Genomic DNA, 13,057 nt, shown 5'->3' with positions numbered 1-13,057 from the left:
TAACACATGAAAAAGATTTTTAATTCATTGGTTTTAGCGGCTGTAGTTTCATCAGCTGGCTTCGTAGCTAATGTAAGCGCTGAAGGCAAGTTAGATGACTTGTTAAAGCAAGTAAAACAAGACCGAATTTCTGAAGGCGCTTTAAATAAAAAACGTGAGCAAGAATTCAATGCTCTTAAAGCAGACAAGCAAGGTTTATTAAACAAAGCTAAAAAAGAACTAGCTGACGAGAAAGATCGTGGTGTTCGTTTACAAAAGCAATATAATCAAAACGAAAAAACACTAGCGGTTCGTGCTCAAGAACTAGAAAACGCTAAAGGTACTCTAGGTGAGATGTTTGGTGTTGTTCGTCAAGCAGCTGGTGACACTATGGGTTCTGTTTCAGCATCTATTATTTCTGCACAGTACCCTGGTCGTGCTGAGCTATTAACAGAGCTAGCTGAAGCTAAAAAACTTCCTACTACGCGTGAATTAGAAGAATTATGGATCGCTTTACAGACTGAAATGACTGAGTCTGCAAAAGTTGTATCTTTTGACAAAGAAGTATCGGCAACTGCTGGTGGTTCTGCTGTTGAAAAACTAACTCGAGTTGGTGCATTTAACTTAGTAACAGAATCTGGTGACTATGTTATCTACAATTCTGACGTGCAAATCGTTCAGCACTTAGGTAAAGCTGCTGAATCTCACTACCGTTCATCTGCAGAAGATCTTGCGAATGCTACTCCTGGTGAATTAGTTGCGTTTTACGTTGACCCTTCACGCGGTGGTATCTTGCGTCTAAACACTCAAAAAGCAACACTTGAAGATCGTTATCACCAAGGTGGTACTCCAGGTTATGTAATTACGGTTGTTTTAGCATTTGGTTTCTTATTAGCATTGCGTAGCTTAGTAATCACACTAGGTGAAGGTTCTAAGATGAAAGCTCAGCTTAAAGATACTTCAACACCTAAAGATAATAATGCTCTTGGCCGTATTCTTAAAATATACCAAGAAAATAAAGACTCTGATGTTGAGAATTTAGAACTTAAATTAGATGAAGCTATTCTACGTGAAACTCCTCGCATAGAAAGCGGTATCAATACTATTAAGATCCTTGCAGCAGTAGCTCCTCTTTTAGGTCTACTAGGTACGGTTGTTGGTATGATCGAAACTTTCCAACAAATCACGTTATTCGGTACGGGTGACCCGAAACTAATGGCTGGTTCAATCTCTATGGCATTGGTAACAACAGCTATGGGTATCATCGCAGCATTACCATTAATCTTCGTGCACAGTGTTGTAGCAGCACGCGCTAAATCAATTGTTCATGTACTAGATGAACAAAGCGCAGGCATCATTGCAGCACATGCTGAGAAGGAGAAAGCGTAATGATGATTTACCTGATAGGCCTATGGGAATCTGTCAGGGATTTTATCGGCACGGGCGGCTTTGTACTTTACTTTGTCGCCGCAGCTCTTCTAATTATGTGGGCGTTAATGATTGAGCGTTGGTGGTTTTTAACCGCTGAATTTCCTAAAGTTCGCGATAATATAATCGCAAGCTGGGACGCTCGAGCAGATACCACATCTTGGAGTGCTCATAGAATCCGTGAAGCTTGGGTTTCTGAAGCATCCGAACTATTAAATGCAAGAATGTTAATTATTAAAACTCTTGTTGCAATGTGTCCTCTAATCGGCCTTTTAGGTACGGTAACAGGTATGATAACTGTATTTGACACTATGGCATCACAAGGAACTGGTAATCCACGCCTAATGGCTGCTGGTATTTCCATGGCAACTATCCCTACAATGGCTGGAATGGTTGCAGCTTTATCTGGAATATTTTTCAGCTCAAGGCTTGAAACAAGAGTTAAAGTGGCAAAAGAGAAGCTAGTAGATAGCTTGCCACATCACTAGGAGATTGAACTATGGCACGTAAACAACGTTTTCGTGATGACGACGATGCAGCAATTGATATGACACCGATGTTAGACATCGTATTTATCATGCTTATCTTCTTTATTGTTACCACGTCTTTTGTAAAAGAGGCCGGTATTGATGTATTGAAGCCAAAAGCTTCTAACGCAACCAATAAGCCATCAGCGAATATCTTTATCGCAATCAAGCCAAATGGTGAAGTGCACATGGATAAGCGTCAAGTAGACGTAGAACGTGTTGCAGCAAACATTGAGCGTATGATTGCTGAACAGCCAACGGATACAGTTATTATCCAAGCTGATAAAGAAGCAAAACATGGTGTAGTTGTTAAAGTAATGGATGCGATTAAGTCTGCTGGTATAGAGAAAATTTCAATCGCAGCGGAGAAGAAGTAGTATGTTGAGATTTATTGCATCAATAATAGTTGGTGTAGTAATCACATTCGGCTTGTTCGTATTCATGGCTGAACTTATCTCTAGTGGAGGTAAGTCCAACCAGAATGAATTCGAGAATATCATAGTCGAAATAAATACTACGCCGCCGGAGAGCAAAGCGCAGAAACGTAATCGTGTTCCGCCGCCGCCGCCTCCACCACCTAAACAACCGCCTAAACCGCAGCAACCTGATCCTGAACCACAGATTTCAGATGCCGGAGGTATTAGCTTTAATATGCCTTCTGTTGATGTAGGTGGTGCAAGTGCTGGTTTGAATGGCCCAGGCGCTCTTATACGAGACGGTGACGCAACACCGATCGTTCGAATTGAGCCTAAGTTTCCTGCGAAAGCGCAACGAGACGGCATTTCAGGTTGGGTACAACTTAGTTTTGAAATTAATGAAGTCGGTGGAGTTGAGAATGTTCAAGTTATCAACTCAGAACCGCGCCGTGTTTTCGATAGAGAAGCAAGACGTGCACTTCAAAGATGGAAATATAAGCCTAAAGTTGTAGATGGAAAACCACAGCGTCAGACTGGTCTTCAAGTTCAGTTAGACTTCAATCTAGATGGGGGCAATTAATATGAATTCTGTAATTAAGTTTCTAACAGTTTCATTAACTGCATTATCTATCTTTGCTACACTTCCAGCGAGTGCTAAAGTTCCTAACGATAAGTTAGAAGAAGTTGAGCGCCGTAAGAAGGAGCGTGGTGGACAGGTTTTAGGACAACGTGTAGGTAAAAAAATTGGCGCCGCTTTTGAGTTGTACTCAGAAGATAAAGTCAATGAAGCACTAGAATTGCTTCTTGAGATTGAACCAAAAGGCGCATTTGACAAAGCTTATGTTGATCGTTTTATCGGTAACATGTATGCCGGCATTGAAGGTAAAGCTCCAGTAGCTCTTGAGAGATTAAAAAAAGCGAAAAAAGCTGATGTATTGCCGTTCACTGACCATGCTGCAACGATAAAGCTTATCGCGGACTTGTCTCTTCAAGAACGTGATTTTGAGACGGCATTAAAACATTACCAAGAGTTTTTAGATTTTTCATTAGATGAAGATCCTACAACTTACTTGAGAATGGCGAACGTGTTATACGAAATGAAAGAGTACGATAAGGCGATTAAGCCTGCTCGTCGTGCGATTGAATTGTTTGAGACACCAAACCAAAATCCGTACATTATCATCATGGCATCGTACTACGAGTCTAAAAAGTATAAAGAAGCTACAAAAGCAGTAGAAGACCTTGTTAAGGTGTTCCCAGAAAACCCTAAGTGGTGGACTCAGCTTGGCTCTTTTTATATGACTACAGAGGACTACGAGCGTGGTTTGTCTACACTTGAATTAGCTTATAAACAGGGTTTCTTGGAAACAGAAAACCAGATTAAACAGCTAGCTCAATTATATTCAACTAACGGTATTCCTTACAAATCTGCAGTTGTTCAAGAGAAACACTTGAAAGAGGGTTTGATTAAAAAGTCTAGACAGTCACTGTCTGTTTTAGCCAGCACTTACCGTAATGCAAAAGAATTTGCAAAAGCGGCCGAGTATTATGGTCAAGCAGCACAATTGGCTAATGATGGCGACCTTTATAAAGACCAAGGTAATATGCTTTTGGCTTTAGAAAAGAATAAAGAAGCCGTTGTTGCGTATAATAAAGCACTAGATGCTGGAGTTGAGCGCAAGGGTGTTGTCTACATGGCGATTGCTGAAGCTCACTTTTATCAGCGCCAGTGGAAACAAGCTCACAAAGCTATAAAGTTAGCAATGAAAGAAAAGAACACTGCAAAGTCTGCAGCTAGCTGGGAAGCGTATATTCGTGAAGCAGCTGAACGCGATGGCGTAAAACTTTAATTTCACCGTTAATGTAAAAAAAAACCGCCTTCAGGCGGTTTTTTTATATCAAATTATTCAACCTTATGATGCACATTCAATTAACGATCGGTACCTTGTTACATAAACGCCAATCTTCAAAACCTTTTCAAGAACCTTAAAATATGATCCAGCTAATGTAAGCTCAAGTATTCCAGTTTATATGCATTTTTTCCTTCAAGCTCTGCTGCGTCAGCCAACTTTTCCGTTTTTAAAAATACTTCTTCTAAATCAATGGTGGGTGATGGAAAAAGATTGAGTGCACCAATGGACAAATCGATAGGGTAGGTAAAATTCCCTAAGCTTTCATTTATATCGCTGATGATACGTTTTACTACAGCTTCAGTGCCACTTTCGTCAAGATTAAATAATCCTATCGCAATTTCATTTGAGTGAAAACGACACACTAAGTCCGTAGATCGTTTTGTACTGCGTTTAATTGACTCTGATACAAGTTTAAATGCTAATTTATCGTCTTCTCGGTTTGTATTTAAGTGCGGGTGAATTATTAATACTGACAGAGCATCTTTCTCGCGTAACATCCTATGCCATTCACGATGAAATACTTGAACAAAGTATTCCTCGCTGTATAAACCCGATAAACGGTCTCTAAAAGACGTATCTAAATGGTTAAAGATCATATGAAACCTCGCTAATGCCTAATTAACTAATTATAGTCAATATTAAACACTTGCTATTTTTTTCATTTAAATAAAACTATAGATGATAATGAAATATTAGTTGGTATTTGTCGGTCTTTTTAATAACTATCTAATATTTCGACTAAATAAAATAAACGGGATTAATATGAATACTAATAAAAAAGCAACACTGGCAGCATTAGGTCTGGCTGCTTTAGCTACATCTTCAATCGCTTCTGCTCAATCAATGTCTTTTCAAGCAACAACACTTGAAACTGGTTATCAGATAGAAAATATGGAAGGTAAGTGCGGTGAAGGTAAATGCGGCGCAGATAAAATGAAAGACAAAGCTAAAAAGGCTAAAGAGGGTAAGTGCGGCGAAGGTAAATGCGGCGCAGACAAAATGAAAGACAAAGCTAAAAAAGCTAAAGAGGGTAAGTGCGGCGAAGGCAAATGTGGCGCTGACAAAATGAAAGAAAAAATGAAAGACAAAGCTAACAAGGCTAAAGAAGGTAAGTGCGGCGAAGGCAAATGCGGTGCTGACAAAATGAAAGGTAAAATGAAAGACAAAGCTAACAAGGCTAAAGAAGGTAAGTGCGGCGAAGGTAAATGTGGCGGCACACTCTAACTGAGTTGGACCTTAAGTTGCAGTCAGCCTTGCTGGCTGCTTTTTTAATTTTAAAGGGGCAGTAATGGTTAAGGGAGTTGGATTAGGTTATCGACGCGAAATGGTTAGTATGAATAAAGAAATTTTATCGGCTAATATCGATTACGTTGAAGTCGCGCCAGAGAATTGGATGCGAATGAATAGCTTATATCAAAAACCATTAAAGGAGCTCACCGAAAATATACCCTTATCTACACACGGCTTATCACTTTCTTTAGGTAGCCCTGATCCACTAGATATTGAATTTGTAAAAAATGTAAAATCTTTTTTAGACGCTTATAACGTTGAATCTTATTCTGAACACTTAAGTTACTGTTCGTCTAATGGTCATGTTTATGACTTAATGCCCATACCATTTACGTATGATGCTGCTCGTTATGTAGCAAAACGAATTCAACAAGTCCAAGATATACTCGAGCGAAAAATAGCAATAGAAAATGTATCCTATTATTTATCGCCATCTAATGAATTAAATGAAATAGAGTTCACTCAAATTGTATTAGAGGAGGCGAAGTGTGATTTGTTGCTCGACGTGAATAATGTTTACGTAAATAGTATTAATCATAATTATGATGCCAAATCGTTTATTCAAGCTATGCCCTCAACTGCCATTTTATGTGGTCATATAGCTGGACATTATGATGAAGATGATGACTTAAAAATAGACACTCATGGTAGTGCAGTTAAGCCCGAAGTTTGGTCTCTTTTAGAGTATGCTTACCAATGTCACGGTGTATTTCCTACGTTATTAGAACGCGATTTTAATATTCCAGAATTATCAGAAATGTTAGGTGAAACAGGCCAAATTAGTGCAATTCAAAACAAGTTTAGTAAGCGACCATCCTCGGTATGAAAAATGATCATAAAAACCTTTCACAATCTGCTAAAAGTTCGAGTAGCCAGTCTTTAGGTTTTCGTGAATTACAAAAGTCTTTAACCGAAGCCATTATTAACCCCGCAGAGTCTAATCACTTTGAGGCGAGGCGTTTAAAAGTTTACCAAGAGCTTGTGTTTAACAATGCGGAAGGCTTTTGTGCTAATGCATTTCCCGTACTAAAGACAGTATTCACAGACGCACAGTGGCATAGTCTTATTCGAGCGTTTTTAATTTATGGTGAAAAATCATCGCCTTACTTTGTGGATATTGCCGAGCAGTTTTTGCTATTTTTAACAGGACAGCATGTCAAAGAAAGTGGAGTGGTTGTACCTCCGTATTTACATGAATTAGCTCACTATGAATGGGTAGAATTAACCGTTTCATTGCAAGAACCACCCACAAAAAATGATGAATGGCATGAACGTAGCACTTTGAATGTTCCGGACTCAACATGGGCATTGGCCTATCATTATCCTGTTCATACAATTAAAGCAGAGCGCATCGCTGAGCTTAAACCAATAGCCACTTGTCTTGTTGTGTATTTAGATCACCAGGGTGAGGTGTGCTTTTTACATACTAATCACGCTTCAATCTATTTGCTCAATTATATTGAACAACGAAACAACGCGACATTTAACGATTTATTTTCCTATTTTCAATCAAATGAGCAAGACTCTGATCCTGAAAAAATATCAAATTTCTTGCGTTCAGCGCTGAAAGATTTTTCCGATAAAGGCGTAATTGTAATCGAATAGAAAAATATCTTTGCAAAGGTATTTTTCATATCAAAGGCTTCTGGCATACTTGCCTTAAGTTAAGTCAAAGAGAGCCGAAATGTCGGATTTGATTAAAAATAGTATTAAAACAATACCAGACTATCCAAAGCCAGGTATTCAGTTTAGAGATGTTACGTCCCTCATGCAGAATGCCGAGGCATTTTCAGCCACAATTAACGCATTTTATGAGCGTTATAAAGATTCGGGTATTACCGCTATTGTTGGAACAGAAGCAAGAGGCTTTATTTTTGGCGCGCCGTTAGCCTACAAGCTGAACGTCTCGTTTATTCCTGTTAGAAAGCCTGGCAAGTTACCTAGAGCAGTTTATTCACAGGCTTATCAATTAGAATATGGTGAAGACATTCTAGAGCTTCATACTGACGCACTAACAGAAACAGATAAAGTTCTGATGGTTGATGATTTATTAGCAACGGGTGGCACAATTGAAGCTACCATGAAGTTGATAAGAAAATTAGGTGCGAATGTTTCAGATGCCTGTTTTGTGGTTAATTTACCCGATATCGGTGGTGAATCGCGACTGTCAAAGCTTGATATCGATTGTTATAGCTTAACTTCATTTGAAGGTGAGTAATTGTTTATGAAGGGTGAGCTGTCATGAGTTATCAAGTATTAGCAAGAAAATGGCGGCCCACTAAGTTTTCTGAACTTGTTGGTCAAGATCATGTTAAGTCGGCAATTATTAACGGGTTAACTCAACAACGCACTCATCATGCTTATTTATTTACTGGTACAAGAGGTGTTGGTAAAACTACAATCGCTCGAATATTTGCTAAAAGTTTAAATTGCGAGGCCGGTATTTCTGCAGAGCCTTGTGGGCAATGTCCGGTTTGTTTGGATGTTGATGCAGGCCGTTTTGTTGATTTAATCGAGATAGATGCCGCGTCAAGAACTAAAGTTGGTGATACTCGCGAAATTTTAGATAATGTTCAGTACGCCCCTACGCGTGGTCGATATAAGATTTATTTAATCGATGAAGTCCACATGTTATCGCGTCATAGCTTTAACGCGTTATTAAAGACGCTTGAAGAGCCTCCGGAGCACGTAAAATTTTTATTTGCGACTACGGATCCGCAAAAGCTACCAGTGACTATTTTATCTAGGTGTTTGCAATTCAACTTACAAGCCCTATCAATTCAACAAATTGGCGATCAACTTACTTATATATTAAATGCAGAAAAAATCCCTTATGAGCCTGAAGCACTTGTGCTGCTAGCGAAGTATGCTAGGGGAAGTATGCGTGATGGTTTGAGTCTAACTGACCAAGCGATTGCTCAATCAGGACAAAATGTCACACTGTCTATAGTGCAACAAATGTTAGGTACGGTAGATCAAACATGGAGTCAGCAAATCTTATGTTTGATAGCAAATAAGGATTCTGCACAACTCGTTGACCTGTTCTCTCGATTACGACAACAACAGCCAGATTTTGAAAAAATATTTGACGATCTTCTCACGTTGACGCACCAAATTGCTATGTGTCAGTTACTTCCTAGTGCTGCCCAATTAAGCGAAACGAACGAAGATTTAATAAAGTCTTTAGCGTTAGCCGTATCGGCACAGCAAATTCAAGTAAACTATCAGCTTCTCATTCAAAGCAAAAAAGAACTGCCTTATAGCTCAGACCCAGCCTCAGCGCTGGAAATGGCGTGTTTAAGGTTGTTAGCATTCAGCCCTGCACAGCCTCAAGAGCTAGAAAAAAAAAACCTTAATGAGGTAGCTTCGCCAAGCCAAGTTAAGGTTAAAGTTCCTGAGGTTTTGCATGAAATAGAGCAAGTAGCGGTTGCAAATAAATCAGTTCAATCTGAGAGTGAACCTGCTGAACCTGCTGAACCTGCTGAACCTGCTGAACCTGCTGAACCTGTCCCAGATTACGGTCATGTCATGTATGATGAAAATGATGTCAGCGAACAGTACCAATATCAAAATAGCGATTCGTTTGGCAATGATCCTGTTGTCGACTCTAATTTGGATACTGCATCACAGGGCAATGCATACTCCGAGCAACCACTAGCTTCAGAAAATCCTGTATTTCCTGATGGTGCTGAGCAAAACCCTGTTCTCGCTATATTAGCAAGTCGAGGCATAGACTTAGGGAACGTCAACAAAGCTAAAACAGATTTAGCTGAACAGACAAATATAAAAAACTCCGAACATCAAGCTACAGAAGAAGTTCTTCATCAAACAAGTGAACAAAATGCTACTTTGGCAAGTGAAAATGCGCCAATTGAAACATTAAGCTCTGAGCAAAATGCGAAACATAATGCAAATTTAGTAGAAGCCGAACACGTTCAAGTAATTGATGAGTCCAGTTTACAAGACGTAGAGAGTGAATCAGTGCGTTATGCGCACGAAGTTGACCGTTGGGCGGCGATGATAGAGCAATCTCATCTACAAGGCTTAGGTCGCCAACTGGCATTAAATAGTGAAGTTAATATAGATGGTGAGCGAATAGAATTGATAGTTCGCCAAGAATTCGCTCACTTACTAAATGAAAAGTCTGAACAAGAATTAACAGCTGTAGTTGCACAACTAGCGCCGGCTTCTGAATTTATAATTAACAAAAGCGCTATTACAACAACAGCCCCAGCTGATATTCAGCAAAATATTAACTTAAATAGACAACAGCGCGCAGAAGATAGTATTCACCAAGATCCAATGGTGAACACATTGATTAACGAATTCGGCGCAAAATTAATCGACAATTCAATTAAACCTTTATAGCAAGGGACAAAACCTTGTTTTACACAAATTAGACCGCATACTAAGCGGATAAAATTGAGAGGAAAATATTATGTTTAAAGGCGGAATGGGCAACATCATGAAACAAGCCCAACAAATGCAAGAAAAAATGCAAAAGATGCAAGAAGACTTGGCAAAAATGGAAGTGGTTGGTGAGTCTGGTGCAGGTCTTGTTAAAGTAACTATGCTAGGAAGCCACAACGTCAAACGTGTTGAGTTAGACGAGTCTTTAATGGAAGACGACAAAGACATGATTGAAGATCTGTTAGCGGCCGCTGTGAACGACGCAGTACGTCGTGTTGAAGAAATGAATAAAGAGCAAATGGGTAAATTGACAGGTGGAATGGGCATGCCTCCAGGCATGAAGATGCCGTTTTAAGCCACAAGATAGATTACATGTAAATTAAGAGGTTAATTCAGTGCAAGCTAGTTTATTACAGAAAATGATTGAGCAATTACAGTGTTTACCCGGCGTAGGTCCAAAAACGGCACAACGCATGGCTTATCATTTACTGCAGCATAAGCGTCAAGCGGGTACTGAATTAGCTAATACATTAGCGAAGGGGTTGGCAGATATCGGTCAGTGCCAGCAATGCCGAAATTACACAGAGTTAGAGCTGTGTGATATATGCACTAATACTCGTCGAACTCAAAATGCCTTATTATGTATTGTAGAGTCAGTATCAGATTTGGCTGCGGTTGAACAAAGTGGTCATTATTCAGGTCGGTACTTTGTGTTACACGGTTGTTTATCGCCGATAGACGGAATTGGTCCACAGGAGCTTGGCTTATCTCAGTTAGAGGAAGTATTAGCAAGTGATGGAACTGACCCAACAAAACCAGCAGTAGAAGAAGTTATTCTCGCGCTAAACCCAAGTGTAGAAGGCGAAGCAACATCTCATTACATTGCAGATATCTGCAAGTCTAATAATGTCTCAATTACACGTATTGCCCATGGAATTCCAGTTGGTGGCGAATTAGAAATGGTCGATACATCAACAATGAGCCATGCGTTAATGGGCCGTAAACAATTCTAAATTTGAACCTCCCCCGTTTTTTTAAATTAAATATCATTTTTTTCAAGAATAAACTTTTATAGACCTTGAAAACCCTAAGGTGCACTCCTATTTACTTGTCATCAAACGATTAAAGTCTTAATACGTAAAACATAAAGGAGACCCTGACCATGGCAGAAGCAGCCACTCAAGGTAAACAAACTCACGGTTTTCAAACCGAAGTAAAACAACTATTACAATTAATGATCCACTCTTTGTACTCAAACAAAGAGATTTTCTTGCGTGAACTTATCTCCAACGCAGCCGATGCAGCAGATAAGCTTCGTTTTGAAGCGTTATCTAACAATGATCTATACGAAAATGACGGACAACTGCGTGTTCGTGTAAGTTTTGATGCCGAAAAAAATACCGTAACGATTGAAGATAATGGTATTGGTATGAATGCTGAAGATGCTGCTAACCACTTAGGTACAATCGCAAAGTCAGGCACAGCTGATTTCTTTAAAAACCTAACGGGTGATAAGGCACGTGATTCGCAACTTATTGGTCAGTTTGGTGTTGGCTTTTACTCGGCATTTATTGTTGCCGATAAAGTAACTGTTCGCTCTCGCAAGGCCGGTGACAGCAAAGATAATGGCGTTGAGTGGACAAGTGAAGGTGAAGGCGAATATACAATCGAAACGATTGAGAAAGCGACTCGTGGCACAGAAATTACATTATTCTTAAAAGAAGATGAAAAAGAGTTTGCTGAAGATTATAAACTTCGCCAAATTATAAAAAAATACTCAGATCATATCTCAACACCAGTAGAGATGTGGAAAGAGGGCACACCAGAATCTGAAGGTGAAGATGGTGAAAAAATCGTAGCAACGCCAGGCGAGTGGGAAGTTATCAATAAAGCGGATGCGCTTTGGACATTAGATAAGTCTGAGCTCGAAGACAAAGACTATAAAGAGTTTTACAAGCACATTAGCCACGACTTTGAAGATCCACTAACGTGGGCTCACAACAAAGTTGAAGGTACTAATGAGTACACATCACTATTATATATTCCTAAGAAAGCACCATTTGATCTTTGGAATCGAGATAAACAACGTGGTCTGAAATTATATGTTCAACGTGTTTTCATTATGGACGACGCTGAACAGTTTATGCCAACGTACTTACGTTTTGTAAAAGGCTTAATTGATTCAAATGATTTACCACTAAACGTTTCTCGTGAAATTTTACAAGATAACAAGGTAACTCAAGCATTACGTAAAGCGTGTACTTCTCGCGTTATAAAAATGCTTGATCGTATGGGCAAAAACGATAAAGAAAACTATCAAGTGTTCTGGAACGAATTTGGCCAAGTCCTTAAAGAAGGTCCAGCAGAAGACTTCGCAAATAAAGAAGCAATTGCTAAGTTATTACGATTTGCGTCAACTCACAATGATGATGCAACTCAATCTGTCTCCTTCCCAGATTACGTAGAGCGTATGAAAGAGGGCCAAGATAAAATTTATTATCTTGTTGCGGATACATTTGAAGCTGCTGCAAATAACCCAGCGCTTGAAATCTTCCGTAAGAAAGGTATCGAAGTGATACTCATGGTTGATCGTATCGATGAGTGGTTAATGTCACATTTAACTGACTTTGATGGTAAACAACTTGTTTCTGTTACGCGTGGCGATCTTGATTTAGGTGACTTAGAAGACGAAGAGTCTAAAAAAGCTCAAGAAGAGTCTGATAAAGCATTTGCGTCAAGCATTGAGCGCTTCCAAACAGCACTTGACGGAAAAGTTAAAGAAGTGAAAGTATCTCACCGTCTAACTGATTCGCCAGCTTGTATTGTAACGGGCAATAGCGACATGAGCCCACAAATGATTGAGCTGATGAAGCAAATGGGTCAAGAAGTACCAGATGTTAAGCCTGTATTTGAAGTTAACATGGAGCACGAATTAGTGAAGCATGTTGATCAAGTGCAAGACGAAGAGCAATACAAACAATGGGTTGAAGTGTTACTTGACCAAGCTACTTTGGCTGAAAGAGGAACGATTAAAGATCCAGGAGCATTTGTTAAGCGTCTAAATACGTTGATGCTGTCTTTAGCAAAGTAATTG

The 13,057-nt window shown here is 39.4% G+C and carries 14 protein-coding genes; 13 read left to right on the top strand and 1 reads right to left on the bottom strand.

The genetic code is table 11. The features are described 5' to 3' along the window. Nucleotides 1-6 precede the first annotated feature (6 nt). Genes J9318_RS10935 through J9318_RS10915 form a run of 5 tightly spaced genes read left to right on the top strand, consistent with a single transcriptional unit; the run spans nt 7 to nt 4,200 of the window. Nucleotides 7-1,368, top strand: coding sequence for a MotA/TolQ/ExbB proton channel family protein (locus J9318_RS10935; protein ID WP_210559957.1), 1,362 nt, complete (start codon nt 7-9; stop codon nt 1,366-1,368). Between the two features lie 2 nt (nt 1,369-1,370). Continuing rightward, complete coding sequence (locus J9318_RS10930) at nt 1,371-1,895, top strand: MotA/TolQ/ExbB proton channel family protein (protein ID WP_210562436.1); 525 nt, start codon at nt 1,371-1,373, stop codon at nt 1,893-1,895. An 11-nt stretch (nt 1,896-1,906) separates the two neighbouring features. Continuing rightward, complete coding sequence (locus J9318_RS10925) at nt 1,907-2,311, top strand: ExbD/TolR family protein (RefSeq protein WP_210559956.1); 405 nt, start codon at nt 1,907-1,909, stop codon at nt 2,309-2,311. Between the two features lies 1 nt (nt 2,312). Further along, complete coding sequence (locus tag J9318_RS10920; protein ID WP_210559955.1) at nt 2,313-2,930, top strand: energy transducer TonB; 618 nt, start codon at nt 2,313-2,315, stop codon at nt 2,928-2,930. Between the two features lies 1 nt (nt 2,931). Beyond that, complete coding sequence (locus J9318_RS10915; RefSeq protein WP_210559954.1) at nt 2,932-4,200, top strand: tetratricopeptide repeat protein; 1,269 nt, start codon at nt 2,932-2,934, stop codon at nt 4,198-4,200. A 152-nt stretch (nt 4,201-4,352) separates the two neighbouring features. On the opposite strand, the gene J9318_RS10910 is transcribed toward J9318_RS10915, so the two are convergent. Further along, on the bottom strand, nt 4,353-4,859 hold the full coding sequence (locus J9318_RS10910; protein WP_210559953.1) for a GGDEF domain-containing protein: 507 nt from the start codon (nt 4,857-4,859) through the stop codon (nt 4,353-4,355). Between the two features lie 166 nt (nt 4,860-5,025). Here J9318_RS10910 and J9318_RS10905 point away from each other — a divergent pair, with 166 nt between their 5' ends. The 8 genes from J9318_RS10905 (at nt 5,026) to htpG (ending at nt 13,054) form a co-directional block, all read left to right on the top strand. Further along, nucleotides 5,026-5,487 (top strand): HvfA family oxazolone/thioamide-modified RiPP metallophore, encoded by a 462-nt coding sequence (locus tag J9318_RS10905; RefSeq protein ID WP_210559952.1) that lies wholly within the window; start codon nt 5,026-5,028, stop codon nt 5,485-5,487. Between the two features lie 64 nt (nt 5,488-5,551). Next, nucleotides 5,552-6,379: an HvfB family MNIO-type RiPP peptide maturase gene (locus J9318_RS10900; protein ID WP_210559951.1), complete on the top strand. Its 828-nt coding sequence runs from the start codon at nt 5,552-5,554 to the stop codon at nt 6,377-6,379. Then, on the top strand, nt 6,376-7,158 hold the full coding sequence (locus tag J9318_RS10895) for an HvfC family RiPP maturation protein (RefSeq protein WP_210559950.1): 783 nt from the start codon (nt 6,376-6,378) through the stop codon (nt 7,156-7,158). The genes J9318_RS10900 and J9318_RS10895 overlap by 4 nt, the downstream gene beginning before the upstream one ends. A 79-nt stretch (nt 7,159-7,237) precedes the next feature. Then, nucleotides 7,238-7,771: an adenine phosphoribosyltransferase gene (gene apt, locus J9318_RS10890; RefSeq protein WP_210559949.1), complete on the top strand. Its 534-nt coding sequence runs from the start codon at nt 7,238-7,240 to the stop codon at nt 7,769-7,771. 23 nt (nt 7,772-7,794) lie between these two features. Continuing rightward, nucleotides 7,795-9,921, top strand: coding sequence for a DNA polymerase III subunit gamma/tau (dnaX, locus tag J9318_RS10885; RefSeq protein WP_210559948.1), 2,127 nt, complete (start codon nt 7,795-7,797; stop codon nt 9,919-9,921). Between the two features lie 70 nt (nt 9,922-9,991). Continuing rightward, nucleotides 9,992-10,318 (top strand): YbaB/EbfC family nucleoid-associated protein, encoded by a 327-nt coding sequence (locus J9318_RS10880; protein WP_210559947.1) that lies wholly within the window; start codon nt 9,992-9,994, stop codon nt 10,316-10,318. Nucleotides 10,319-10,382: 64 nt separating this feature from the next. Continuing rightward, nucleotides 10,383-10,976, top strand: a complete 594-nt coding sequence (recR, locus tag J9318_RS10875; RefSeq protein ID WP_425314337.1) for a recombination mediator RecR — start codon at nt 10,383-10,385, stop codon at nt 10,974-10,976. Between the two features lie 149 nt (nt 10,977-11,125). Then, a complete protein-coding gene (gene htpG, locus J9318_RS10870; RefSeq protein ID WP_210559945.1) occupies nt 11,126-13,054 on the top strand; it encodes a molecular chaperone HtpG in 1,929 nt (642 codons plus the stop codon). The last annotated feature ends 3 nt before the right edge of the window (nt 13,055-13,057 follow it).

Source organism: Psychrosphaera aestuarii (assembly GCF_017948405.1).
In the GTDB taxonomy this organism is placed as follows: Bacteria; Pseudomonadota; Gammaproteobacteria; order Enterobacterales; family Alteromonadaceae; genus Psychrosphaera; species Psychrosphaera aestuarii.
Note: the sequence above shows the minus strand (reverse complement) of the source record. Positions and strands in the feature narration are given on the sequence as shown.